The organism is Mycobacterium sp. NTMscope_Eco_3 (assembly GCF_976985685.1).
The window spans coordinates 1,314,561-1,339,691 of the sequence record NZ_CDRJYZ010000001.1; the positions used below are offsets into that span (position 1 = coordinate 1,314,561).

20 protein-coding genes and 1 pseudogene are annotated in these 25,131 nt (G+C 65.0%); 4 read left to right on the forward strand and 17 right to left on the reverse strand.

What is annotated here, in order from left to right; all coding sequences use genetic code 11:
- Positions 1-2 precede the first annotated feature (2 nt).
- The 3 genes from AC0KTM_RS06170 to AC0KTM_RS06180 form a co-directional block, all read right to left on the reverse strand.
- Positions 3-746, reverse strand: coding sequence for a phosphoadenylyl-sulfate reductase (locus tag AC0KTM_RS06170; protein WP_225327154.1), 744 nt, complete (start codon positions 744-746; stop codon positions 3-5).
- On the reverse strand, positions 743-2,410 hold the full coding sequence (locus AC0KTM_RS06175; RefSeq protein ID WP_472415171.1) for a nitrite/sulfite reductase: 1,668 nt from the start codon (positions 2,408-2,410) through the stop codon (positions 743-745). Before AC0KTM_RS06175 ends, AC0KTM_RS06170 begins: the two co-directional genes overlap by 4 nt.
- Positions 2,411-2,522: 112 nt before the next feature.
- Entirely contained in the window at positions 2,523-2,615 is a 93-nt protein-coding gene (locus AC0KTM_RS06180; RefSeq protein WP_350494745.1) for an Ms4527A family Cys-rich leader peptide, read from the reverse strand.
- Positions 2,616-2,856: 241 nt separating this feature from the next.
- On the opposite strand from AC0KTM_RS06180, the gene hemW reads away from it, so the two are divergent.
- Positions 2,857-4,029 (forward strand): radical SAM family heme chaperone HemW, encoded by a 1,173-nt coding sequence (hemW, locus tag AC0KTM_RS06185; RefSeq protein WP_225327156.1) that lies wholly within the window; start codon positions 2,857-2,859, stop codon positions 4,027-4,029.
- A gap of 17 nt (positions 4,030-4,046) precedes the next feature.
- On the opposite strand, the gene AC0KTM_RS06190 is transcribed toward hemW, so the two are convergent.
- Both AC0KTM_RS06190 and AC0KTM_RS06195 read right to left on the reverse strand, forming a co-directional pair.
- Positions 4,047-5,258 (reverse strand): sodium-dependent bicarbonate transport family permease, encoded by a 1,212-nt coding sequence (locus AC0KTM_RS06190; protein ID WP_472415173.1) that lies wholly within the window; start codon positions 5,256-5,258, stop codon positions 4,047-4,049.
- 278 nt (positions 5,259-5,536) lie between these two features.
- Positions 5,537-5,750 (reverse strand): annotated as a pseudogene (locus tag AC0KTM_RS06195) (hypothetical protein).
- Positions 5,751-6,106: 356 nt separating this feature from the next.
- On the opposite strand from AC0KTM_RS06195, the gene AC0KTM_RS06200 reads away from it, so the two are divergent.
- Positions 6,107-7,459, forward strand: a complete 1,353-nt coding sequence (locus AC0KTM_RS06200) for a salicylate synthase (protein WP_225327158.1) — start codon at positions 6,107-6,109, stop codon at positions 7,457-7,459.
- 461 nt (positions 7,460-7,920) lie between these two features.
- Here AC0KTM_RS06200 and AC0KTM_RS06205 read toward each other — a convergent pair whose 3' ends face one another.
- The 11 genes from AC0KTM_RS06205 to lpqS all read right to left on the reverse strand — a co-directional run bounded on the left by AC0KTM_RS06205 (position 7,921) and on the right by lpqS (position 21,529).
- Entirely contained in the window at positions 7,921-8,838 is a 918-nt protein-coding gene (locus tag AC0KTM_RS06205; protein ID WP_225327159.1) for a MerR family transcriptional regulator, read from the reverse strand.
- Positions 8,839-8,852: 14 nt separating this feature from the next.
- Positions 8,853-10,355: a flavin-containing monooxygenase gene (locus AC0KTM_RS06210; protein WP_472415175.1), complete on the reverse strand. Its 1,503-nt coding sequence runs from the start codon at positions 10,353-10,355 to the stop codon at positions 8,853-8,855.
- Positions 10,352-11,272 (reverse strand): ferritin-like domain-containing protein, encoded by a 921-nt coding sequence (locus AC0KTM_RS06215; RefSeq protein ID WP_225327161.1) that lies wholly within the window; start codon positions 11,270-11,272, stop codon positions 10,352-10,354. Before AC0KTM_RS06215 ends, AC0KTM_RS06210 begins: the two co-directional genes overlap by 4 nt.
- 26 nt (positions 11,273-11,298) lie before the next feature.
- Positions 11,299-12,144 (reverse strand): SDR family NAD(P)-dependent oxidoreductase, encoded by an 846-nt coding sequence (locus tag AC0KTM_RS06220; RefSeq protein WP_225327162.1) that lies wholly within the window; start codon positions 12,142-12,144, stop codon positions 11,299-11,301.
- Between the two features lie 2 nt (positions 12,145-12,146).
- Positions 12,147-13,157 (reverse strand): alpha/beta hydrolase, encoded by a 1,011-nt coding sequence (locus tag AC0KTM_RS06225; protein ID WP_225327163.1) that lies wholly within the window; start codon positions 13,155-13,157, stop codon positions 12,147-12,149.
- A 1,434-nt stretch (positions 13,158-14,591) separates the two neighbouring features.
- Positions 14,592-15,842 (reverse strand): MFS transporter, encoded by a 1,251-nt coding sequence (locus AC0KTM_RS06230; protein WP_472415177.1) that lies wholly within the window; start codon positions 15,840-15,842, stop codon positions 14,592-14,594.
- A 48-nt stretch (positions 15,843-15,890) separates the two neighbouring features.
- The gene (locus tag AC0KTM_RS06235) at positions 15,891-17,300 is read right to left on the reverse strand and encodes an MATE family efflux transporter (RefSeq protein WP_238957624.1); all 1,410 of its coding nucleotides are present in this window, start codon (positions 17,298-17,300) and stop codon (positions 15,891-15,893) included.
- Positions 17,297-18,580 carry an alanine racemase gene (locus AC0KTM_RS06240; protein ID WP_225330567.1) on the reverse strand — a complete coding sequence of 428 codons (1,284 nt, stop codon included), beginning with the start codon at positions 18,578-18,580 and terminating at the stop codon, positions 17,297-17,299. The genes AC0KTM_RS06235 and AC0KTM_RS06240 overlap by 4 nt, the downstream gene beginning before the upstream one ends.
- Positions 18,581-18,660: 80 nt before the next feature.
- A complete protein-coding gene (locus tag AC0KTM_RS06245) occupies positions 18,661-19,683 on the reverse strand; it encodes an ornithine cyclodeaminase (protein WP_225330563.1) in 1,023 nt (340 codons plus the stop codon).
- Positions 19,684-19,764: 81 nt separating this feature from the next.
- Positions 19,765-20,982 (reverse strand): PLP-dependent cysteine synthase family protein, encoded by a 1,218-nt coding sequence (locus AC0KTM_RS06250; protein ID WP_225330564.1) that lies wholly within the window; start codon positions 20,980-20,982, stop codon positions 19,765-19,767.
- Positions 20,983-21,097: 115 nt separating this feature from the next.
- Complete coding sequence (gene lpqS / locus AC0KTM_RS06255; RefSeq protein WP_472415179.1) at positions 21,098-21,529, reverse strand: putative copper homeostasis (lipo)protein LpqS; 432 nt, start codon at positions 21,527-21,529, stop codon at positions 21,098-21,100.
- Between the two features lie 503 nt (positions 21,530-22,032).
- Here lpqS and ricR point away from each other — a divergent pair.
- Positions 22,033-22,323 carry a copper-sensing transcriptional repressor RicR gene (gene ricR, locus AC0KTM_RS06260; RefSeq protein ID WP_008257501.1) on the forward strand — a complete coding sequence of 97 codons (291 nt, stop codon included), beginning with the start codon at positions 22,033-22,035 and terminating at the stop codon, positions 22,321-22,323.
- Between the two features lie 168 nt (positions 22,324-22,491).
- Here the strand turns inward: ricR and AC0KTM_RS06265 are convergent, their stop codons facing one another.
- Positions 22,492-23,862, reverse strand: a complete 1,371-nt coding sequence (locus tag AC0KTM_RS06265; protein WP_472415181.1) for a PPE family protein, SVP subgroup — start codon at positions 23,860-23,862, stop codon at positions 22,492-22,494.
- A gap of 639 nt (positions 23,863-24,501) precedes the next feature.
- Here AC0KTM_RS06265 and AC0KTM_RS06270 point away from each other — a divergent pair.
- Entirely contained in the window at positions 24,502-25,116 is a 615-nt protein-coding gene (locus AC0KTM_RS06270; protein WP_472415183.1) for a DUF305 domain-containing protein, read from the forward strand.
- Positions 25,117-25,131: the final 15 nt, after the last annotated feature.

Sequence of the window (25,131 nt, forward strand, 5' to 3'; positions counted from 1 at the left end):
TCTCAGGAGGCGTGCAACCCGCATTCCGTCTTGGACAGCCCCTGCCAGCGCCCGCTGCGCGGGTCGGCGCCCGCCAGCGGCTTGGCGGTGCACGGGGCGCAACCGATCGACGAATAGCCTTCGTACATAAGCGGATTGACCAGCACGCTGTGCTCGTCGATGTAATTCTGCACGTCCTCGTCGGACCAGGCCGCCATCGGGTTGACCTTCACCAGCTTGAAGCCCTCGTCGAAACCGACCACCGGGGCGTTGGCGCGCGCGGCGGTTTCGCCCCGCCGCAGCCCGGTCACCCACGCCGAGTATCCCCGCAGCGTCTTGCCGAGCGGAGCGACCTTGCGCAGCCTGCAGCATTCACCGGGATCACGCGCGAACAGGTCCTTGCCCAGGAGTTTGTCCTGCTCTTCGACGGTCTGCTCGGGAGTGACGTTGAGCACCCGGATGTCGTAAACGGACTCGATGGCGTCCCGCGTGCCGATGGTCTCCACGAAGTGGTAGCCGGTGTCCAAGAACACCACAGGCACACCCGGGCGCACCTTGGCGGCGAGATCGATCAACACGGCCTCTTGCATGCTGGAGGCGACGACGTAGTTGCAGGTCGCCCATCCGCGCGGCCCGTTGATGCCGCCGAACGTCTCGTCGGTCCAACGCAATACGTCGCTGGCGCTGGCGCCCTCGAGCTCGGCCGCGCCCCGGGCAGCGAGCTCGCGCAGCTCGGCCTCGGAATGTCTGGTTGTTCGTTCGCTCATCGCAAATCGTCCTCGTCTGCCCTCATGGCCCACTGTGCGAAACGTTCACCCTCGCCGCGATATTTCAGGAAGTTGCGCGCGACCCGCTCGATGTAGTCGCCGAGCTCGTCGCTGGTGACCTTGTGCTGACGCAGTTTTCGGCCAAAGCCGCTGTCTTGGCCCAGGCTGCCGCCCAGGTGTACCTGGAAACCCTCGACTGAGCCGCCTTCGCCGTCGTCGACCATCTGGCCTTTCAACCCGATGTCGGCGACCTGAATGCGCGCGCACGAATTGGGGCAGCCGTTGATGTTGACGGTGATCGGAACATCGAGTTGCAGGTTGATGTCCGCGAGCCGGCTCTCCAGCTCGGGCACCAAAGACTGCGCCTTGACCCGGGTTTCGGCGAACGACAACTTGCAGAACTCAATCCCCGTGCACGCCATCACGTTCCGGCGCCACTGTGACGGCTGTGACTGCAGGCCGAGCGACTCGAGGCCGGCGATCAGCTCGTCGAGCTTGTCGTCGGGTACGTCGAGGATCACCAGCTTCTGGTAGGGGGTCAGCCGGATCCGGTCGGAGCCGACCCGCTCGGTGAGGTCGGCCACAGCGGTCAGGATCGTCCCCGACACCCGTCCCGCGATCGAGGCGACGCCCACCGCGTTGAGCCCGTTCTTGAGCCGTTGCACGCCGACGTGGTCGATCGGATGCGGGACCGGCTCGGGGGCCGGGCCGTCGATGAGTGGACGCTTGAGGTACTCGGTTTCCAGCACCTCGCGGAACTTTTCGACGCCCCAGTCCTTGATCAGGAACTTCAGCCGCGCCTTGGAGCGCAGCCGCCGGTAGCCGTAATCGCGGAAGATCGAGGTCACCGCGTGCCACACCTCGGGCACTTCCTCGAGCGGCACCCAGGCGCCGACGCGCTGGGCCAGCATCGGGTTGGTCGACAACCCCCCGCCGACCCATAGGTCCAGGCCGGGGCCGTGCTCGGGGTGGTTGACACCGGTGAACGCGATGTCATTGACCTCGTGCACCACGTCTTGCAGGCCCGAGATGGCGGTCTTGTACTTGCGCGGCAGGTCGGCGAACTCGGGCTGGCCGATGTACCGGCGCGCGATCTCGTCGATCGCCCAGCTCGGGTCGAGCACCTCGTCGAGCGACTCACCGGCCAGCGGTGAGCCCAAGATCACACGGGGGCAGTCGCCGCACGCCTCGGCGGTCTGCAATCCGACCTCGGTCAGCCGCCGCCAGATCTCGGGGACGTTCTCCACCTCGATCCAGTGGTACTGGATGTTTTCCCGGTCGGTGATGTCGGCGGTGTCGCGGCCGAATTCGGTGGAAATCTGGCCTACGGTGCGCAATGCGGCCGCGGACAGCGCGCCGCCGTCGCAGCGCACCCGCATCATGAAGTACCTGGCTTCGAGCAACTCGGCATTGTCGTCGCCGGTGAAGGAGCCGTCGTAGCCCTGCTCACGCTGGGTGTAGAGGCCCCACCAGCGGAAGCGCCCACGCAGGTCGCTCTTGTCGATGCTGTCGAAGCCGTTCTTGGCGTAGATGGTCTCGATGCGCTCGCGCACGTCCAGGGGGGCGCCGGCCTGCTTCATCTCTTCGTTCGGGTTCAGCGGCTCACGATTCCCCAGTGCCCATTGGCCCTCGTTACGGGCCTTCGCGGGTCGGGCGGTGGTCATCGGAAGTTCTCCTTCAAAAAGATCGCCAGCGCGGCCAGCACAGTTCAGCGGTACTTATGGGCGGCACGAAACCGTCGGCCTGCTGGAGACACAGTGGGCTGGGTCTACCAAGTCAAGGCAGACAGATACAGCTGCAAACGCGCTTGAGATCGATGTGCCGTCGCGCCACGAGCACAATGTGCGGGCTGGGCTGGGCGACAGTCACGCCACCATTGTGCCATGGATGCCGAGGGGCCGCGCGAGCAGGTCAAATCTGGGCTCACGATGATTAAAAGTCCCGGCCAAGCCGGGGGTGGTGGAGCCGCATGGCAACGCCGAGCGGGTACTCAGCGCGGAACAGCGGCCAGAATTTCGCCGCGATGGCACGTTCGGCACGGGTGCTCAGCGTCAGGCGTCGGCGGCATCGAGGGCCCCGGGGCCACCCGTCTGCCGTGGGATCATTTGGCATGGCCATTCGTGAGCAGCCGGTCGACCTGCCCGACGTGCGGGCGGTCGCCGGGCGCCCGTTTGGCATCTACGTGCATGTCCCGTTCTGCGTAACACGTTGCGGCTACTGCGATTTCAACACCTACACCCCGGCCGAGCTGGGGGGTGTCAATCCCGATGCCTGGCTGGGCGCGCTGCGGACGGAACTCGAATTGGCGGCCGCGCGGCTGCAAGCGCCGCCGGTGAACACCGTGTTCGTCGGTGGGGGGACGCCCTCGCTGCTGGGCGGTGCGCGCCTGGTGACGCTGCTGGACATGGTGCGCGAGCACTTTCCGCTGGCGACAGATGCCGAGGTCACCACCGAGGCCAACCCGGAGTCGGCGTGGCCGGACCTCTTCGACGCCATCCGAGCGGCCGGCTACACCCGGGTGTCGCTGGGGATGCAATCGGTGGCGCCACGGGTGCTGGGTGTCCTCGACCGCATTCACACGCCGAACCGATCGGCGGCCGCCGCCCGCGAGGCGCTGGCCGCGGGATTCGAACACGTCAGCCTCGATTTGATCTATGGAACTCCGGGGGAGTCCGACGACGACCTGCTGCGGTCGGTCGACACGGCCATCGACACCGGCGTCGATCACGTCTCGGCCTATGCATTGGTGGTCGAGGAAGGCACCGCCCTGGCCCGGCGAGTGCGGCGCGGTGAGCTGGCGGCGCCCGACGACGACGTGCTGGCCCACCGCTACGAATTGGTCGACGCGCGACTGTCCGAGGCGGGGATGTCTTGGTACGAGGTTTCCAACTGGTCGCGGCCGGGTGGTGAATGCCGGCACAACCTGGGCTACTGGGATGGCGGGCAGTGGTGGGGCGCGGGACCCGGTGCGCACGGCTACGTCGGCACCACGCGCTGGTGGAATGTCAAGCATCCCAACGCGTATGCCGAAAGGTTGTCGGCGAACGCGCTGCCGGTCGCGGGATTCGAGGAACTCGGCGCCGACACGTTGCACACCGAAGACGTGCTGTTGAAAGTCCGTCTACGCCAAGGCCTTCCGGTTGAAGTGTTGAGTTCCGAAGAGCGTGAACGCGCCGAGGCTGTCGTTGCCGACGGGTTGCTGGTGCCGGCCGGGGACAGGCTCGTCCTCACCGATCGGGGGCGGCTGTTGGCAGACGCCGTCGTGCGGACGCTATTGGGGTAGCGGCCCGGCCGACGCGATCAGACCCCGAACCACTGCTCGAAGACCCGGGCGATCTCGATGTAGAGCGGGATTCCGACGGTGACGTTGTAGGAGAACGTCAGACCCAGTGAGGCGGCCAACGGCAACGTCGGGCTCGCCTCGGGGATGGCGAGGCGCTGCACCGCCGGGACCGCGATGTAGGACGCCGCGCCGCACAGGACCGCGAACAGCACATAGGTACCCGTCTTGAAGTCGGTGTGGGTCAGCGAGGCGTAGCTGCAGGCGACGAAGATGCCCAGTGTCGCAAAGATATTCGGCGCCACGAGACCGAAGACGATGAATCCGGGGCCCGCCGTGCGCAGGTCTTTCAGTTTGCGCGACGCGGTCATGCCCATCTCGAGCAGGAACAGGCACAGCACGCCCTGGAACGCCAGCACGAAGAACTTGTCGTCGTCGGCGACGACCTTCTGGCCCTGCAGCCCGCTGACCAGACCGATGATGATGCCGCCCATCAGCAGGACCAGCCCGGGATTGAGGAACACTTCCTGAAACAGCTCGCGGGACAAGATCGGCATCCGCTTGGCCTTGACGCGCTCCGCGCTCTGCTCGGGCTCCCAATCCTCCAGCTGGTGCTCGAGGCCCGCTTCCTGCGTCTCGAGGCTCTGGCCCCGCTGGGGTCGCGCGGCGCTGCCGGGACCGACCCCGACCTTGACGGGCGGTGTGTAGCCGGGCTCGTCGGGCATGTACCCGGCGGAGTCCATGCCTCGGTGGCGCAGTCGGGCCACGAAGTACAGCGCGACCAGGCAGCCCGGAATCTCCATCACGGCGAGCATCACCGGCATGTAAGCGTTGAAGGCGATGTTCACGGCGGCCAGCACGGCCACACAGGTGGCGAAGGTCCCGGCCGAGTCCGACCCGTAATACCCCGCGATCGTCGCGCGGTCGACCTTCCGAAGTGATCGCAGGCGGCCGAGCCCCACGTAGGCCAAACCGCCGATGGCACAGTTCAATACGAAGCCCAGGACCATGAATCCGACGATGGCGCCGACGCTGGAGGCGCTGATCTTCGCGAGCTCTTCGCCGCCGTGCCATCCGATGGCCAGCAGCAGGTACATGGTCAACCCCTGATAGATGACGTACGGGAATTCGAAGCGCACCTTCAGGATCGGGATCAGAAAGCCGAAGTAGAAGAACAGCAGGAGCGGTTTGAACAGGTTGTGGGTGAAGTTGTGCCAAAACTCGTGCAGCATCGATGCCTCCGTTGAGTAGACCCGTGATCAGGGGAAGCACCGTCCGCAACGCGGGGCAACCACGAAACATCCCGACGACCGCCAAAAACTTATCCCCGAGGCCGCGGGCCTGCCACTCGAAAGCTCAGCGGGAACCGCGGGCCCGCCAGACGGGGCCGCACCGAAAACACGCTGCTCAGAGCGGTTTTGGGGACGCCACACCTTCCGCGCGCCGGCGTCCCATCTACCGTGAGATTGGTGTGAAAGTGCTGTGCGTTTATTGTGCAGTCAAATTGGGGTCAGCCGGTCGACGACTTGAGCGAGGGTCTGATCGCGGCGCCCTTTTTTCCGGTGGGTCACCGACGCCCAGGCCGATGGCGAGTAGTGCGTCGTGATTTCTTCGAAGCCGTCGACGCGGGAAACCGAGAGCACACCGGTCTGTTGGTTGATTTCGAGTTCGTCGCCTTCGCTTGCCTGGACTTCCTCGCCGCTGAAGAGGCGAATGCTGAACACGTTGTTCCTCCAATCCAGCCTCCAATCCAGCCAAGTCAGGCGGACGGGCAGCGGCACTAGGACGAGTCTCGCGGCCAGAGCCGTGTGTTGCGCGACAACGACGTAAACGGTGGGGAAACGTTCGAAGTGGCGAGCCTCACAACTGGTCGGCGGGGCCCGGCTCGGAAGTCGGCGCCACCGTCGCCTAGCTGCGCGAACGGAGCGGCCACGGCGACGGCTCGACGCATTCCCGCGGGTAGTCTCGGGCCGGACGGGGCTTCAACTCCGAGAGAGTTTTAGCCGAACGCGCCCATCCGGGGGCAACTCGATGGGATCGGTTGCGCACAGCTACATAGGTTAGGCTACATTTACTAACCGTGACCGAGGTCAGCGTCGAGACAAGTTCCGCCGGTTCTGCGTCGCCATCGATCCCGCTTCCCGCCCATATCGATCCGGCGGACCTGGCGGCCGAGCTGGCCGTGGTGTTGTCTGAGCGCGTCGGGGAAGAATACCTACTCTACGAGCGCGGCGGGGAATGGGTGCTGGCCACCGGTGTGCACGCCATGGTCGAGCTGGACAGCGACGAGCTGCGGGTGATCCGCGACGGCGTGACGCAGCGCCAACAGTGGTCGGGTAGGCCCGGGCCGGTGCTGGGCGAGGCCATCGACCGGCTGTTGCTGGAAACAGACCAACTCTTCGGTTGGATCGCCTTCGAATTCGGGGTCTATCGCTACGGGCTGCAGCAGCGCCTGGCGCCGGGAACCCCGCTGGCCCGGGTGTTTTGGCCGCGGGGCCGCATCGCGGTGTCCCGGGAGGCAATCCGTCTGTTCGACGCGTCGGCCGACCACCGCGACGACGTGCTGGGTGTGATCGGCGACGGCGTGCCCGGTCTGCGTGACGCCTCGGCGGTCGACGTCATCGCCGACCCCTCGGACTACCGCGATCGGGTGGCGTCGGCCGTGGCGGAGATCGCGGCGGGCCGCTACCACAAGGTGATCCTTTCCCGTTCTCTCGAAGTGCCCTTCGCGCTCGACTTCCCGTCCACCTACCGGCTGGCGCGCCGGCACAACACCCCGGTGCGGTCGTTTCTGTTGCGGCTGGGTGGAATTCGTGCCGTCGGCTACAGCCCTGAACTGGTCGCGGCGGTCCGTCGCGACGGCGTCGTGGTGACCGAGCCACTGGCGGGAACCCGCGCGCTCGGTCGCGGCGAGGCGCGTGACCGCGAGGCGCGCGATGACCTGGAGTCGAACTCCAAAGAGATTGTCGAGCATGCGATTTCGGTGCGAAGTTCGTTGCAGGAGATGACCGAGATCGCCGAACCCGGCACCGCGGTCGTCACCGATTTCATGACGGTGCGGGAACGGGGGAGCGTGCAGCACCTCGGGTCCACGGTCAGCGGGCGCCTGGGCACGTCGAACGACCGGATGGACGCGCTCGAAGCGCTGTTCCCGGCGGTCACCGCCTCGGGCATCCCGAAAGCCGGCGGTGTCGAAGCGATCATGCGCCTCGACGAAGGACCTCGCGGTCTGTATTCGGGTGCGGTCGTGATGATTTCAGCCGACGGTGCGCTCGACGCGGCGCTGACGCTGCGCGCGGCCTACGAGCGTGACGGTAGGACCTGGCTACGGGCCGGAGCCGGCATCATCGAAGAGTCCACGCCCGAGCGCGAATTCGAGGAGACATGCGAGAAGTTGTCCACGCTCGCGCCCTATCTGGTTGCGCGTCCATAGGCGAGGAATTCGACGAGCCCAAGCGGCGTTTACCTCGAGCGCGAGAACGCGAAGGACCGAGTAGATCAACGCCAGCAAAGTGCTTCAAACGAAAGGAACGCTGACACCGAGTGGGCCCTGAATACGGTTATGCACAGTTCAGTGGGTAATTCCCGCCCCGTGGCCCACCAAATCTCAATGTCCACTAAAGGGTTGACAGCGAATATCCGTCATTCTCAAGTTTTTTCGCGGTGTTGCGTTTAACATCTGTCCCAACTTCAACGGGATGGAGTATTCGTGTCTGGTCTCAAGTCGAAAGTCATTGTTGCCGTCATGCTGGCGCTCACTTTCCCCACGGCAGCGGCCTGCACGGGCACTTTCACGTGCCCAACCTGCACTGTCGTCCCTTTTTAGCGCTCCACTGTTAGGTCGCGCGCTCACGGCATGAGGCGGCCGAGGACATTCCCGAAAGCCACCGCCGCTCAGGCCGAAGAGCTCGATTCGGCGAGATAGTCCGCCAAAATGCGGCTCACGAGCGACTCGATATTGGATTCGATCGAGGACGCGAGCGTGGCGGTGACCGTCGCCACCGCTTGAGTCCGGAAGCGCACCAGCATGGTGATCAGCTCGGCGATCTCGGCATCGGCCGGCAGCGGCTCGCCGGGCTTGATGCGGTCCAGCACGTGCTCGGCCCCGGCGCGCACCAGCATGTCGCTGATCTTGTCGATCTCGGGCACGATCTGCTCGTGCAGGTCAATGAGCTTGTCGAATTCGACGCCGTAGCCGCGGATCTCGTTGAACGCTTCGATGAGCTTCGGCCGGGTGAGGGTGGCTTGCGGCCCGTCGATCCGGATCAGCTGAAGGGCGACCAGGCGCTCGAACGCGTGCGGGTCGTCGACGAGTCGCTGGGCGTCGGCCAGCGGCAGGGTTTCCGGCTTCTCGGTGGTCCACGGGCCCGCGATGGCGGTTTCGAGGCCCAGCACGTCGCCGAGGTTTTTGCCTTCCTCCCACGCGCTGAGCATTTCTCGTACGTGCGCAATGGTGTAGCCGCGGTCAAGCATCGAGGTGATCAGCCGCAACCGGGTCAGGTGGGTGTCGTTGAACAACGCGATCCGCCCGACGCGCAGCGGCGGGGGCAGCAGCCCGCGGTCGCGGTAGACGCGGATATTGCGAGTCGTGGTGCCCGCCAACCGCGCCAGGTCGTCGATTCGGTACTCACCGGAGTTCGCGCCGCCGTGCGGGTGACGGACCGCCGCGTCGAAGAGCTGCGACACCGCGCCCTCGATGAGCTGGCGATATTCCCGCGATTGGCGCCGCACGCGTTTCGGCGCGCGCCGCACGTTGTGCAGCACGCCCGCGATGGTGCCGGGCTCGGGCCGCGACGCGCGCTCGGTTGCCATGTCAGTCCGGCATCTCAGGCGGACCGGGTCGCGTGTGCCCGGGCGTGCGCCACCGCCTGATAGTCCTCGTACCGGAAATCCCTCATCTGGCGAAGATACTGCGTGGCGAAGCCGGGATACATCGACCCGTTGAATCCGTCCTTGGTGAGGTACCAACTGCGGCAACCTGACATCCAGGTCGTCTTGGTCAGCCGGCGCTGGAGATCCTCGTTGTGGCGACGTTGGACCTGTTCGCGCACATCGAGGTAGCGCAGGTCGTCGTTGAGGATGGTGGTGATGCCGCGGACCACGTAGTCCAGCTGGCCCTCGATGTAGACCAGCAGCGAGTTGTGCCCCGGCCCGGAGTTGGGGCCGGTCATCACGAACAGGTTTGGATAGCCGTGCACGTTGATGCTCTTGTAAGCCTGTGCGCCATCGGCCCATTCGGCGGCCAGCGAGCGCCCGCCGAGCCCGGTGACCGGAAACGGCGGACCGGTCAGATGCACGTCGTAGCCGGTGGCGAACACGATGCAATCCAGGTGGTGCTCGATGCCGTCACTGGTGCGGATGCCGGCCGGGCTCAACGTGGCGATCGGCCAGTCGATGAGCTTGCAGTTGTCGCGCTGCAGCGCGGGGTAGTAATCGCTGGAGACCAGCATGCGCTTACACCCCGGCCGGAAGTCGGGTGTCAGCTGGCGGCGCAGCCACGGATCCTTCACCTGAGCGCGCAGGTGCGCCCGCCCGAGCCGGGCCACCAGCGACGTCAGCGGCGTGTCCCACACCAGCGCCGTCGCGCTGGCTTCGTGGCCCCAGTAGAGGGCCTGGCGCGCAAGCTGTTGGGTGGCAGGGACTTTGGCGAACAAGGCTTGCACGGACGGTGGGGTGGCGACGTCCAAGCGCGGCAGCACCCAGCACGGCGTGCGCTGGAAGACCTTGACGAATTCGGCCTTCTTGACCAGCTCGGGGATGATCTGGATGGCGCTGGCGCCGGTGCCGATGACCGCGACGCGCTTGCCCGCGAAGTCGTAGTCATGATCCCAGCGGGCGCTGTGGATCTTGTGCCCGCGGTAGCTGTCCAGGCCGCGGATGTCGGGGAAGCTGACGTCGGACAGGGGGCCGGAGGCCAGCACCACGGTGCGTGCGCGAAACTTCTTGCGGTTCTTGGTGGTGGCGGTCCAGACGCCGGCTTCCTCGTCGAAGGACAGGTCCTTCACGTCGTGGCCGAACTTTATGCGGCCGCGAATGTTGAATCGGTCCGCCATGTCCTCGAGGTGGCGATAGATTTCCGGGGCGGGGGAGTAGGTCCGCGACCAGGTCGGGTTCTTGACGAACGAGTACGAGTACAGCAGTGAGGGGACGTCGCAACTGGCACCGGGATACGTTGTGTCGCGCCAGGTTCCGCCGACCCGGTCCGCACGCTCCAGTATCACGATGTCGTCGACTCCGGCTTCGGCCAATCGAATCGCCGCGCCTAGTCCGGTGAAGCCGGCCCCGATGATCAGCGCCGCATGGGCACCGTTGTTGTTCGCCATGCTCATGCCGCCGGCTCGTGGGTGAGTTCGCTGACCCAAGTCGGTACCGACGGCAGCAGGGGCCGCGGATATCGGTCGGAAAGCCACACCATCGAATTCGCCAGCAGGTGGTACGGGTGGCGGGGATTTGTGACCACGCCGGCGTAGCGCCTCAGGAACCGATAAGTCGGCACCCGCTTGGTGCGTTCGCCGCGGTCGCCAAGCTCCCTGAATCGCTTCACGGCCCGGTAAAGCCGCTCGGGCTCCAGACCCATCGCGGTGATCTCGTTGCGGATCCTGTTGATCAGCGGTGCACCCATGATCGCGCCGATGATGAGACCCGGAGTGGCATTGTGACCGATGAAGTCGATCAGCAGCCGCCGGATCTTCGCGTGCCCGATCATGTCGAGAACCTCGAAATCGACGACCAGATGGCGTGATTCGTCATTGTTGATCTTCTCGAAAACCTGGTGACAAACGGGGTCGTGCACCTCGTCGAGGAGGAATTTCAACAGGGCGCCGTCCAGCGCGACTTCGAGCATCGGGATGACGGTGCCGAGCAGAGACAACGGCATGTCGTCGGCCCAGCGGTCCAGCCAGTCGATGGCCAGCCGGATGTTCACGTTCGGCTCGGGAATCTCACCATCCTCGAGCATGCCCCAGCGCTTCATCAGCGCCAGTTCGGCGTTGGCGTGGCGCTGTTCCTCGGCGTGGAAGTAGCGGTAGATCTCGGCGATGGTCGCCGTGGGTGCCTTCTTCGCGAGCGCCGCGAAGCCCCTGGCGCCGATGTTTTCGATCCAGCACAGGTCGGCCATGAACGCCTTGAGCTGGGGCCGCTGTTCGTCACTGATCATGTCGGCGCCGGGCGCGTCCCAATCGATGTCGGCGAGTGCCCACTGCCGGTCTTTGATCTTGGCGAGCATGGCTTCCATGTCTATGGCCACCGGGAAGGTCCTTTCCAGTCGGGCGTTCAGGGCAAGTTGATGCGGGAGAGCAGGCCGGCCGTACGCGTATAGGCCTGCGGGGCCAAACGTTTGATGTTCCAGCCGACCTTGGCGTCGAACTGCGGCATGCAGTACAGCTCGCCGCGGTCGTGTGCGTCGAGGCAGGTCCGCGCGACCTTCTCCGCGGACAATCCGGTCCAGCGCATCAATTTCGCGGCGAGTTCGCTGGATTGTTCGCTGATGCGGCCGGACTCGAGAATGTTGGTCTTGACGAAGGTCGGGCACAGCACGGTGACTCGCACTGGTGTTCCGGCCAGTTCGGCGGCCAGCGTCTCGGACAACGAGAGGACGCCGGCCTTGCTGACGTTATAGGCGGCCATACCCGGGGCGGCGCCGAATGCCGCCGCGGAGGCGACATTGATGATGCCCCGGGGCGCACGGGACTCGGCGTCGCGCAGGATCGGGGTGAACACATGGCAGCCGTGAATGGGGCCCCAGAGGTTGATCCCCAACGTCCATGACCAATCATCCAGCGGCGCATCGCCGATCGCGGCGCCGCCGGCACCGACGCCGGCATTGTTGATCACCAACGTGGGTGCCGCTGCGAACCAGTCCTGCGATTGTTCGGCCAGCGCCTGCACCTCGTCGAATCGCGATACGTCGCAACGGATTGCTATCGCTTTTCCGCCGTGCTCGGCGATCGTGTCGGCCGTGCGTTGGGCCGCGGTCTGGTCGATGTCACTGCACACGACCGCGCCACCGCGACGGCCGAGTTCGACGGCGAAGGCTGCGCCGATGCCGCTTCCGGCGCCCGTCACCACCGCCGAGGCGGCGTGGCTGATTTTCGACCGGTTGAGGATTCTGTCCAACATCGTCAGTGGGCCTCCTCGGCCGGGGTGCGGGCATCCTGCAGGGCGTGGGCGATGAATCGCGCTACGTAGGCCATGGCTTTGGCGGCCTCCGGGGTCATGCGTGGCAACGCTTGGAAGACGTGCACCTGGTGGGGCCAAATCTGCAGTTCGCATCGGCCCCCGGCCGTTTGGATGTCGTCGGCGAGTTGGCGCGCATCCTCTTGCAGCATCTCGGCGCCGCCGGCCTGGATCAGCGTGGGCGGAAGCGCGGGGCCGCCCGCAACGTCGAGTGTCAGCCGCTGATGCGTGAGTTCGACGCCGCTGTGGTAAAGGCCGACCAACCGCACCGCGTTCGCGGCGCTGGTGGCGGGGTCGGGGCGTATCCGTTCCCGGGCGAGCGCCAGTTCGAACGTGAGGTCATACAGGGGAGAGAACAACACTTGTGCCGCAGGATGGTTGGCGGAGACGTCGGGTTGCAGCAGCAGGTCGACGGACAGGTGGCCGCCCGCCGAATCTCCGGCGATCACAATCTGTTTCGGTGGCACGCCGCAGGTGTTCACCAGCCAGTCCCAGCCCGCGCGGACGTCGTCGGCCGCGGTGGGGAAGCGGTGACGCGGTGCCAGTCGGTAGTCCACGCAGAACACGGGAAGTCCGGTCAAGGACGAAAGCCAGGATGTCAACCGCCGGTGCGTCTTTGGCGAACACACGGCGTACCCGCTGCCGTGCACGTAGTAGATGGCTCCCGCGGTTGTCGATGAGCGCTCGGTTTCGCTGGTGGGCGTGCGCGGCCCGTAGACCCATTCGCCCTTGATGCGGCGCCCGTCGGGCAGCCTGGTGTCGACCGGTTCGACACGAGTGCCCGCCAGCGAGGGGCCGAAGGTTCCCATGATCCTGGCGATGATCTGGCGCGAGAGCCACAGACCCCATGCCCGCTCGGGCGGGATCACGCTGGTGATCGGCCGAAGGGTGTACGCGCTTACCGCCGCCGCGCCGCGGGATCGCAACGAGCCGCGAGCCGGAACGCCGTCCGTCATACAACGCAGTCAACACCAAATGGTGACATTGGTCAATGGCAGGTTTGGGGTGGGTGCGCCGCATCCTTGATCGCCCTGTTGTAGGTTCTCAGCTTCGGTGTCACATTCTCAGTTGAGATGTCATATGGATGTCATGTATGACACGAACCTGAGACGAAGACCCGTGTAGCTGGCGCTCGGCCCGACGAGTCGTCCGATGGTTCGGCGACTAAGCGAAAGCGCCTGCACGAGAGCAGTATTCGACTACTAACTCTTTGGCGCTGCCGGCATTAGTAGCTGATGACGACGCTGTGCAATTGGCTTTCGCGACAAAAGTCGGTGGGCCATCGCCTCTGATCACGGCGGGAGCACCGTCACTAGTGGCTGACGGAGTTGGTCTTATCGGCGCCTGGCGGCCGCGCGCAAAGCGTGGTTGATACGACCGCGCGTCGTTTTGCGCTGCTACACGTGCGAGTTGCGGTCTGCATCAGGGGTATTGACCTACAGCTCCGCTCGTTGACAAGGAGATTGATCGAGGATCACAGCAGTTACCAACGAAAAGAATGCAGCATGAAAGCCGACCGTAGGCGGCGCTTATTCCATTGGCTCGACGCGATGTCCTGGCAGCCAGGCAGACAAACCTTCCCGGATCCCCCGATCTGTCTCTTCCCCTAGGGCTGGGCTGCCCGCTGGAGCTATGTCTTGGCAGCTACAGCTGAGGGTGCCGAACGGACTCGGGTCGGCACTGGCCAGTGCGGCTTCCCCGACGGAGCCGATAGCGATAGCAGCGCAAACCAGCACCTGGATAATCACTTGAGTCAACCTGGCCGACCGGTGATTTGTCGCCGCATGCTCAACTCGGTGTGCCTCAAGGCCGTCGAGTTGAGCAGAAGCACCACACGTGTAGCCGACGGATACAGTGGCGTCAGACCAACATCTTTCGATGTAGTCGACACTACCCCCGTAGGGTATCGTGGTCAATACTTCCGGCCGCGCGCCACTTAGACCGTCGTGCCGAACTCAGGGCCGTGCCGGGGCGGGGGACGGCTAATCCACTCTCGGCTGGCGGCCTCGTCGAAAGCGCGGAAGCGCCACAAAACCGGCCACGGCCAACCTTGTTGGCTCCCAACGGCCCCCGTTCCAATCTCGTGCCGACGGGTACTGCAAGGTGGTGGGGCCCGACCAGCGCCCGTCCGGTTTGCCTTCGCCGACCAATGCACATCCACGCAGCGGGAAAGCCTCTGGGCGCCCGGGCTCAGGTAGCCGCGACGGCACTGATTGCTACCGGCGGGTTGATGGTTTATGACCGCTGACGCCCCTTATGGACACACCCGGCAGCTGCGTGCAGTTGGCCTCACTGGAGATAAAGATCGCGTGGAGGACGTGATCGCCTACGCATCGCCCTGACTGTGTGTAGGCGGCGAACGGTGCTGCGGCCCACCAACAGCCGGCCGCTCAGGTTAAGAAGACTTCAGAGTGGGCGGGCTGCAGGCGGTGGGTCCGGTCCAGGCGGTGTAAGGCCACAGCGGCGACGATTCCGACGAGAATCAGTCCTGCCCATGCCAGTTCGCCCAGGCCCATTTGTCGTGCGGATCCCATGACCGCGCCCGTGGCCAAATTACCGACGAGGATTCCGGCCCCGATGATGGTGTTGTACAAGCCGTAATGGGTGGCGACCAGTCGGCCGCCCAGCGAGACCACAATGTCCATCTCGAACGGGAAGACTGCGGCCGAGCCGATGGCCAGCAGGCCCGCAGACATCAGAAGCGCCGCGATCGCCGGAAGAACGCCGAAGCGTTCGCGGTCTGGGACGACCATCAACGGCAGGAACGACGCTGCCATTATGGTCAGGCCAACAGCCAAACTGCGTCTGGTTCCCCACCTCTTGGCGAACCAGCGGGTGATGCGCAGTTGTCCACCGACCGCGGTGAGCCCTGAAACGGCGAAAAGCGCTGCGACTAGTAATGAATGAGATCCTGGCGCTAGCATCGACGCCTGCAACGGCAGTGCGAGATTGATCTGAAACGACAGCACGTAGGAACCGGTCATCGCCGCGGCGAACAACAGGAAAGAGCGATTAGCGACGACGACCCGCCAATCTTGCAATATCGAGGTCTTCTCCGGCGCTGGGTCGGCGCGGCGGCGAGGCAACGCCAGTAGTTGCACGACTGTGAGGACGGCGAAGACGACCGCCGCGCCGGCCGCGGCGACCCGAAAGTCCATGGCCATCAGGACAAGTCCAACAATTGGGCCGAGCAAGATGCCGGCGTGATTGAAAATATTGAACATCGCGAACGCCTCGACACGGCGGACGCCGACGTCGGCGGCCAGATACGCGCGAATCGCTGGGTTGAACAATGCACCGGCGAAACCGGTAGCCGCGGCGGCGATCAACACGGCGGGCAAGGACTGGCCCGCCACCAGTAACGCGAACCCACCGGTGCGCAGTAGACATCCGGCCACGATCAGCCACTTGTAGCCCAGCCGATCGGCCAACGTGCCCCCCACGATGAACATGCCCAGCTCAGAGAAATCCCTGGTACCCAGGACCAGCCCGACAGCCCACGCCGCCAGCGCGAGCGGGCCGGCCAGGTAGCCGGCCAGATAGGGCATCAGCATGTAGAAACCGACGTTGATGCCGAACTGATTGATCAGCAGAATCCGGCTGGGCTTGTCGAACCCGCGGAACCGCGCCACAAAACCCACTGACCGCACCCTATACGTCAACCCCCGCTATCAAAACGCAGACGCCGGTCAGACTGCTTGCGGCAGATCCTTACGGAACCGTCGCAGCAGCAGCGCCGCCGTCGCGGCGAAGCCAGTGCTGAGCCCGATCCACACTCCGGCCCCATGCAATTGCGCCGGGAACGCCAGGAGCAACATGGCGGGCAGGCCAACCAACCAATACCCGATCGTGGTTGCTCGCAATCCGGCTTTGGTGTTGCCGATGCCCCGCAGCAGTCCCACGGCGATGTTTTGGGTGAAGTCCACGATTTGCTGGATTATCGCGAAGAAGAGGAAGAATTTGGCGATCACCATAGTGGCCGAATCGGCGGGGTCTAAAAATGGCCGTAAAACCCAGTAGGGTGCTACCACGTAGAGCAGTCCGAGCGCCACTGTGCTAGTTACCCCAAGAAGAAGCGCGACGACCGCTATCTGCTCGGCCTGCCCTTTATCACCTTTGCCGGTCGCACGGCTGATGAGGATGGATGATCCATGGGATAAGCCGATGCTGATTTGGAAGGCGATGCGGGTCAGCTGAGTCACCACATTGTGCGCGGCCAGCACGATCGGACCGAAGGTTCCCATCACCACGGCGGCGAGCGACGTGATCCCGGCTTCCGAGCCGTACGTCAAAGAAATAGGCACTCCCAACCGCAGAATGTGGCGGGCCATTCCAGCGTCGGCATTCCAGCCGTCGACCGACAGCAGCGGGGCGAGGTGATTGTCGCGGCGCAGGATGAAATAGAACGCCGCAACGGTGAGTACCTGCACCAGCGTCGTTGCCAGTCCGATGCCCGCCAAGCCCAGCCGGGGGAGGCCCAGCAGCCCGTAGATGAACACCAAATCCAGCGCCGCGTTCAGTGCGATGGAGGCGATGCTGACCGCCAACAGAGGACCGGGGCGGCGCATACCAACGGAGAACTGCCGCAACACATTCAGCCACACCATCGGAAGCAGCCCTGGAGCTAAGGCAATCATCATGGGGCGCGCGAGGGCCAGCACGTCTTTGTCCACCCCGAAAACGGGCAATACATAGCCTAAGGCGATCAGCGCGCCGCCGAGAAGGACAGCCGTCACGGTGGCCACCAAGAAGGCAGATCGGTTGATCTGGCGGATCTCCGTGTGCGCCTTGGTGTCTGGGCGGTCGCTTCCGGAACGTGCCTCCCCTTGAGCGGCTGCAGTGGCGACCAGGTTTCCCACCGCGGTGACTACACCGACGCACATGGTGCGCATCAGGTTGTATAGGATCGCGGCTAGCCCACCGGCGGCGATGGCTTGCACCCCGATCAGTCCCATCATGGCCAAATCGGTGGTGGTCAAAGCAACTTGGGCGAATTGCACACCCGCGATGGGTGCCGCCAAAGCGGTGAGCTGCCGGCCGGTGCGCATCAGGGGAGCAAGCCGCACCCGGCGGTTTTCACCCACGGGCGCCTGGCTCACAAGCGATCACCGTTCTGGTCGGGGCGCCAGCGAAACCGGCCCTCGTCGTCACAAGTCACCTCGAGTTTCGGCGGCAAGGGGAGTCCATGGAACTCGGATTCGTTCTTGTCCATCTGGTAGCCAGCGGTGTTGGGGTAGATCAGCAGGTCACCATAACGCGGCTGCCGCGGTAGCTCCACTTTTCGCCAGGTCAGCATGTCATAGTCCAGGCAGCTAGCCCCGCCGACGCAGCATCGGACCGGGCCCGTCGACTGCAGCTCGTCCGAGCTTTCTTGCGGCCACAGCGTCGGATCTGGGAGGAACTCGCTGGATTTCCACTGCTCCGACAAGCTCATGCTCAGCCCGAGAACGGTGATGATCCCGTAGTCGCCGCGCCGCTTGAATCCCTGCACGGGAAAAACGGTGAACCCTGTCCCGTTGAGCAACGCGCGGCCGGGCTCGAGCAGGAGCTTGGTTCCCGTCGTGGCGAACCGGTCGCCGACGGTGCCTTGGCCGCGGGTGTCCTCGCTGGCGAGGATTGCGGCCAACATGTCGGCCCCGGTCGGCTCCTGATGATAGGGGTAGAAGTGGGTGAACGTCTTGCCGGCGTGAAAGTCGCTTTCGGTGCTGTCGCGCAAGAACCGGTCCCACGTCTCGCCGTCGAGATAGCTCACTGCGAATCCGCCGCCGATAGAAATGGACGTTGCCGCCAGCCCTTGCGCACGTGCCTCAACGACACGGTCAACCAGCTGGGCCGCCAGCTGCGCCCGTGGCGCGACCTCGTATCCGTTGAGGTGAAACGAGAATCCTTCCATGGACACACGCGACCGCTGCCTGGCGCATTGTTGTAGCGCGGCATCCAATTCTGTGGGGTCCAGACCAAATCTGCTCTGCGGGTTCACCTCCGGAAGCACCCGCAACAAGATCCGGACGCTCTCGCCGCGATGGACCAGCGCGATAACCCTGTCGAGCTCGTCGAGGGCGTCCACTGCGATCAAGCAACCGTGGCGGGCAGCTAGCCAGAGCAGATGTTCGCTTTTGGCGGGCCCGGTGACCACGATGTCTGAACCGCGCACACCGCAACTAAGCGCATGAACCAATTCCGGGGCGCTGGCTGCATCGACACCTGCGCCGACCTGCGCGCAGACGCGCAACCAGCACCCCGCCTTGTTGGCTTTCTTGGCGAAAAATACTTGCCCTTCCACGCCCGCCGAGTCGAGCACATCGGTAAACGCCTTCAGGTTTCGGGCGAACTGCGGCGCGAACAGCACGTGAAACGGGCCTCCGACCGCATGAGCCATATCGGCTACCAACGAACGATCAGCTATGACTTCGCGGAACCATTCCGGCGCGACCGCCGGCAGCGACAAGGGCATCTGTGCTAGCTCCACAGCCTGATTTCCTGTCCGCGTCCACGAGCGATCGCTTGGGCGGCCAGTTCGTGCGCCACGGGGATGTCGGTGATGGCCATGCCGCTATTGAAAACGAAGACCCGGTCATCCTTGTCTCGCCTGCCCGGTGCTTGTCCGGCGAGGATGTCGGGAAGCTCGGCGTCCAAGCGTAACGAGCCGTTCTCGTCGGCGAAGCGGGTGCCCGTCACCGCCAGTTGGCCCGCGCTCGTCGCGACGGCGTAGTCGGCGTCGCGCAGCGAGGACGAGTGCACGCCGGTCCCGTTGACCGAGACGAACAGCGCCCCTGGCTTGAGCCAGCTGGTGCGGAACTTGACCTCAGTGGCCGGGCCAGCCGACGTCGCGACCAGAACATCGGCTTCGTTGGCGGCTTTCTCGGGGTCGGTGACGACTTCGATGTCTCGGTCGGGGTGCTGCTCGCGGACATACGCGCGCACGGCGGCGATGCCATCCGGATGGGTGCCGAACAACAGCAGCCGATCCAAGTCCGGCAGAGCAGTCCACAGGAACGGAAAGGTGTATCGGCCTTGAGCGCCCGAACCGGTCACCAGCGCGGTGCGAGCCCCCGGCGGTGCGCATGCGCCCGCGATCAGCGCGGTGTTGGCGGCCGTTCGTAGCGCGGTCACTCGGAAGCAGTCCATAAACGCTATCGGCAAACCCGCCTTATCGTCGTAGAGCGTAATGGTGATGTATTCTTTTTTCCCGTCGTCGTTTTGCATATAATAATCTTTAAACGCCGTGATTTGTGAACCGCCGTCATAGCCGGGCATCGCATAGGCAGCCGAATCCCGGTACGGCGAGCGCATCATGATTTTGGCCGGCGCCCGAGATGAACCATCGGCCACTCGCAGATAAGCGCCCCTGACCAGCTCCATTACCTCACTGGGACTGATCGCAATGTCGGCGATATCGCTGCGTGTTAGCACGCGCAGTGCAACGTCCTCGCGGTCCAGAATCTGCTGTACCGGTTGGCTGCCTGTTGCTGCAGAAACCATTACTGTATTACGTCCTCTCGTATTTTTGATCCAGTGCAGTGACCCAATGGGGTTCCTGCTCGTGCAATTCGTGCAGCGGGGCTATGCAGGAATCTTCACCTCGACTGAGCCATTTCCTCCCTGTATCCCCGCAGCCGCCTTCCGGATCGGTACTGCCCCGCGCAGCAGTGTGGGGTTGGTGATGGTGGTGGTGCGGGTCCAGGAGGTGATGACGTGTTGGTTGGGGTCGATGAGGGTGGTGGGGTGGGGAGTGGGTTGCCAGCCCAGGAGTTGGTGTTGGTGGCAGTAATCGTCGTTGTAGATGGTGTCGAAGTAGCGTTGCGGTCCGTCGGGAAACACCGCGGCAATCCGGGTGTCTTTGGGATATGTGCGTGCGGCCCAACCGGCGACCAGCGCCACGGCCCCCACGCTCCAGCCGCCGCTGGCGAACTGGCTGGCCGCCAAAGTGCGAGCCGCCCAGACGGCTTCGGCCGGGGCCACCCAGTGGACTTCGTTGAAGGCGGGGTAGTCGATGTTGGCCGGGTGGATGCTGGAGCCCAGCCCGCGCATGAGCCGGGTGGTGGCCGGTTGGCCGAAAATCGTCGAGCCGATGGTGTCGACCCCGATCAGTTTCATGTCGGGGTTGAATCGGCGCAGCACCCGCGCCACACCGGCGGAGTGTCCGCCGGTGCCCACCGAGCAGACCAGCACATCGACGTTTCCGAGCTGGTCCATGAGCTCCAACCCCAGCGACTGGTAGCCGGTGATGTTGTCGGGGTTGCTGTATTGGTCGGGGCACCAGGCCCCCGGCTCGGCGGCCAGGACTTGGGCGACGCGGTCTTTGCGGGCTTGTTGCCAGCCCCCGATCGGGTGGGGTTCGGTGACCAGGTCGATCTGGGCGCCGTAGGCGGCCAGCATGTGGCGCACGATGGGTTCCATGCCGGTGTCGGTGACCACGGTGACCGGATGCCCGTAGGCCTGGCCGGCCAGCGCCAGGCCCAATCCCAGGCTGCCGCTGGTGGAATCCACGATGCGGGCTCCGGGTGTGAGTTCGCCGCGGGCGCGGGCGGCTTCGACCATGTGCAGGGCGGGGCGGTCTTTCATGCTGCCGCCGGGGTTGAACCCCTCCAACTTGGCCCAAAACCCGCGATCGGGTGGGGTCAGCGGGGCCGAGATCCGCAGCAGGGGCGTGTTGCCCACCAGGGCGGCGGGTCGCCGGGAGGTGGCGGGGGCGGGGGGTGCGCAGTCCCGCGGCTTGATGACCTTCAGTGCCGCAACGGGATGAACGCCTGTGTTGTCGAAAGGCAGAATTTCAGCCATGGGATTCGTCGCTTTCACGCGGGAGCCGCGAATATCGGGGCGCGGCACATGGTGATAGGGGTCAACGATCGCCGGCCGCCGCCGCAAAGGGCAGAAACGGCCTGGCGCTGACCAGTCAGCGACGAGACAGGCAGAACCGGGTCAAGACGTCTTGACCGGTAACAGAAAAAGCCGGGGTACGGGGCGGGCCCCGCCCGGCGGGCAGCCCAAACCGGACCGGCCCAGCGGTCAGGGCCACGGCCAGCACCGCACCCAACACCGCCAGCGTCACCAGCGCGGCACCCGAGCGGGGCAGCACCGCTGTGGTGAACTGCTCATGATGGCCGCCCGAGGACCCCTTGCCCACATGCGGATGATCGACATTAACGGTGAACTCGCCACCCAGCGAAGCCACCAACGCGTGCGCTGGATGGGCTAGCGAAGACTGGGGATGCCCCATGATGCTGTGGGCGCCGATCAGCACCCCCCACATCGCCAACCACGCCGCAGCCCCCACCGCCACCGCATACCGCAGCCGTGGCGTTCCGCTAGCGCTGGCCAATCTCATAACACCCCGACCGTAGCACCGCCGGTCGCGGCCATTCCCGCTCCAAATCGAGTCGACGCCCGGCCGAGACCTGTCCGTGATCGATACCCCGTCAGCCGCCGGTGGGGGTCGGCCGAAGGCCCGAACGAAGGCAGGGGAAAGTCCACACCAACGACGATACGGTCTGTACCCCGTACCCGCAAAGGGTAGTGCGGCTCCAACTTCGCGTGTCGGTGTCGAGAGGGTCCCGCACTCACCGTAATAGCCATGCGGCTGACAGAACGTTGCCCCTGACGTGCGGGGCCACACGAGCCGGAATCGGGCACCGGTCCCGGTGCGCCCTCTAACGGGCGAACGCCCGTCGGGCGCGATACGGCATGCTACGTGCCATAATGAGGCCCATCAGCACTCGCATTTCCGCGATCCTGGCACCGCTTCCACGACACCGACGCCATTGCGATGGCTGACCCTCGTCACCACGCAGTAGGCGCGGGTCCCCGATGACCACGACGCTGGGAGGATAGATGACAACCCCACTCGGATATTCGGCGCAGAAGGACAACTACGCCAAGCGACTGCGCCGCATCGAGGGCCAAGTCCGCGGCATCGCGAAGATGATCGAGGACGACAAGTATTGCATCGACGTTCTCACCCAGATCAGCGCCGCCAGCAGCGCCTTACGGTCAGTTGCGCTGAATCTGCTCGACGAGCACCTTGACCACTGCCTGACCCGCGCCGCCGCGGAGGGCGGCGACCAGGCCCACGCGAAATTGGCCGAAGCGTCCGCCGCAATCGCACGACTTGTTCGCTCTTGATCGCTGCACGCATGAATACATCCGCTGCCAGGTGGAGCTCACACGACGCAGTGAGACGAACGGCTGCGACAACCCGCGGGCAGCCGTCACACCTCGCGCAAGCACACGTCGCTCAACCCTTCGCGAGGGATTAAGCGCCGGGTTACGAACACACGGCATGGGCCTGGATCAGGTTGGCAGCAGGCGCACTCTCTGTTCGTCGAATTCCTGCTGTGTCAGGATTCCGGCGTCGCGTAGCGATGCCAGCTCGCGCAGCTCGGCAGCGATGTTGATCGCTCCGACCGGCGAAACTTGCGGGGCGATTGCTGGGGCGTTTGCCTTGTCCTTCTTGTTCGGGTCGCGCGGGGCCTTTGCGGTGTCGGGCCGGCTTCGCTCCCGACCCATCGCGCTCGTGCCGGCCATCGCGCGCCCGGCCATGCTCGCCACCGCCATCTCGCCGAACAGCCTCCTGGTGCCGCTGGGGGCGGCTGCGGCAGCGGCTTCAGCGGCGGCGCCGGCGCTGGTCGCCGGCAACGCCAAAGCGGCCGGCCGTATCGCCGGGGCGGCGGCCGTCCACCCGGGCGGTACCGACAGGCCGCCGACGGTGTTGGCCTCACCGAGCCCCGCTGACGCCAATCCGAATCCGCCCGCCGGGTTGGTGATGACCGGGAATGGCGATGGCGGCACCGCGCCCATCCCCGGGAAGGACTGCACCCCGGCCCAGCCGCTGACGATGTCATCGGTGTGGAAACCGGTCAGCGCGCCGGCGATGTTGAAGGGAAGCGCAACCGTACCCGAGGGTGCTGCTATGCCGAGTCCCGAGAGGCTCGCCGGCCCGTTGAGAAAGACCGTGATCAAATCGCTCTCCACGCCCAGCACGTCCGTCACCGACGGGTCGACGGCATTTGGCCCCACTGCGGCTCTGGTCAGCATGTTGGGGACGGCTGAGAGTGATTGCTGGGCAACCGCGTTGCGTGTGCTCCCGGCGGCGGTGCCGGTGGCCTGGGCTACGGCTCCGGATTGGTCGGCCCCGGGGTTGGTGGTCTGATCCGGCTGGGCAAACGGTGTCAGCGTGGTCGCCGACGCCGTGGAACCCGCGTAGCCGAACATCGCCGCGGTGTCACGCGCCCACATCTCCGCATACTCGGTCTCGGTGGTGGCGATCGCCGGCGTGTTCTGCCCGAGGAAGTTCGTCGCGACGAGGGACGCCAGCAGGGTGCGGTTCGCCGTGATCACGGGGGGCGGCACCGTCTGGGCGAAGGCCGTCTCGTAGGCGAACGCCGCGGCCCGGGCCTTGGTGGCGGTTTCTTCGGCCTGGGCGCCGGTGGTCCGCATCCACTCCAGATAGGGGGCGATCGCCGCGGTCATGGCCGCAGCTGACGGGCCGACCCACGGGCCGGAGGTGAGGGCGGTGATCTCCGCCTGGTAGGAGCCCGCCGTCGACTGCAGCGCGGCGGCCAATTCGTCCCAGGCCATGGCGGCGGCCAGCATGGGTCCCGACCCCGGACCGGCGTACATCCGCGCGGAGTTAACCTCCGGCGGTAGTACTGCGAAGTCCACGTTCTCCTCCGATCGCTCTCATGGCCGCGAGGGCATCGACGGCTCCGGTGCGCGTCGTATGGGGGTAGCCAGCCGCACAGCAAACAAATCGCAATCCTTCGGGCAGTGCCGGTACCGCGAAGAAAGGCGACCTAATGAGACCGTCCCGACTGCTGAGGGATCGGCCTCACACGTTTGCAGGTGTGACCCAACGTTAACGAATACAGCGAAATTGTTGATACAGGTTACTTGCACATGACACAAGAACTCACAAAGGGTTTGGCGCCTCGTCTGAGAAATCGCGTCCAGCCGCCTTCGAGGCGCCGCACAGCCATGATGGGTTGTGGGGTGTCGATGCCCCCCACTGCCATTGGCGGCACAGCCGGAGTGATTCGCTGAACGAGAATGCCGTCCGCCGCCGCGACTCGGTATATGCCGGTCCACTGGTGCTATCGGGATGCGGTAGCAATACGACCATTCCTCAGGAGGGTCATCGGGATCGTGACCGGGTACGGTCTCTATCGGGTTGGTGGAAGCGTCTGATTGAGCCACAGCGGCTGCGGGCAGACTTGTAGCTGTCGTGCAGCGGTCCAGAAGTCAAAGCACCGCCAAGGGCCGCCAAGGGAACCGGCCCTCGAACCGAGGAAAGGGCTTGTTGTGATGAGAATCAGGACTCTGACGGCGGCTGTCGCGGCGTTAGCGGCGCTGGTCGGCGTCGGCGCATGTAGTAACTCCCACACTGACCAGGCAGGCGCCACAAAGGGCGCACCGACGTCAGCGTCGGCCCCGGACGGCCATAAGCAGGCTGATGTCGTGTTCGCACAGCACATGATTCCGCATCATCAGCAGGCCGTTGAGATGAGCGACATTGTGTTGGGCAAGCAAGGGATCGATTCCCGTGTCGTAGATCTGGCGAATCAGATCAAGGCAGCTCAAGGGCCAGAGATTGAACAAATGCGGACTTGGTTGGGTCAGTGGGGGACGCCGAGCCAGACGATGATGCCCAGCCAGAGCATGATGCCCACTCAGAGCACGATGCCGGGTATGACCGGGATGTCCGACGAGGACATGGCTGCGCTAAAGAATGCTCAGGGCGTGGAGGCCAGCAGGCTGTTCTTGACGCAGATGATCCAACATCATCGGGGCGCGATCGCCATGGCCCAGGACGAGGTCAATTCCGGTGGATATCCTGCGGCGACGGCGATGGCCCGCTCGATCATCGCCAGCCAACAGCAGGAGATCGACACCATGCAGAAGCTGCTGGCCTCGCTGTAACTGTCAAGACGCCCG

Coding starts and splice junctions, on each gene's coding strand:
- AC0KTM_RS06240 (WP_225330567.1), bottom strand. CDS start 18,580: ATGGCTCATGCGGTCGGAGGCCCGTTTCACGTGCTGTTCGCGCCGCAG.
- hemW (WP_225327156.1), top strand. CDS start 2,857: ATGGCCATTCGTGAGCAGCCGGTCGACCTGCCCGACGTGCGGGCGGTC.
- ricR (WP_008257501.1), top strand. CDS start 22,033: ATGACAACCCCACTCGGATATTCGGCGCAGAAGGACAACTACGCCAAG.
- AC0KTM_RS06270 (WP_472415183.1), top strand. CDS start 24,502: ATGAGAATCAGGACTCTGACGGCGGCTGTCGCGGCGTTAGCGGCGCTG.
- AC0KTM_RS06245 (WP_225330563.1), bottom strand. CDS start 19,683: ATGGTTTCTGCAGCAACAGGCAGCCAACCGGTACAGCAGATTCTGGAC.
- lpqS (WP_472415179.1), bottom strand. CDS start 21,529: ATGAGATTGGCCAGCGCTAGCGGAACGCCACGGCTGCGGTATGCGGTG.
- AC0KTM_RS06190 (WP_472415173.1), bottom strand. CDS start 5,258: ATGCTGCACGAGTTTTGGCACAACTTCACCCACAACCTGTTCAAACCG.
- AC0KTM_RS06250 (WP_225330564.1), bottom strand. CDS start 20,982: ATGGCTGAAATTCTGCCTTTCGACAACACAGGCGTTCATCCCGTTGCG.
- AC0KTM_RS06225 (WP_225327163.1), bottom strand. CDS start 13,157: ATGACGGACGGCGTTCCGGCTCGCGGCTCGTTGCGATCCCGCGGCGCG.
- AC0KTM_RS06170 (WP_225327154.1), bottom strand. CDS start 746: ATGAGCGAACGAACAACCAGACATTCCGAGGCCGAGCTGCGCGAGCTC.
- AC0KTM_RS06210 (WP_472415175.1), bottom strand. CDS start 10,355: ATGAGCATGGCGAACAACAACGGTGCCCATGCGGCGCTGATCATCGGG.
- AC0KTM_RS06220 (WP_225327162.1), bottom strand. CDS start 12,144: ATGTTGGACAGAATCCTCAACCGGTCGAAAATCAGCCACGCCGCCTCG.
- AC0KTM_RS06175 (WP_472415171.1), bottom strand. CDS start 2,410: ATGACCACCGCCCGACCCGCGAAGGCCCGTAACGAGGGCCAATGGGCA.
- AC0KTM_RS06205 (WP_225327159.1), bottom strand. CDS start 8,838: ATGGCAACCGAGCGCGCGTCGCGGCCCGAGCCCGGCACCATCGCGGGC.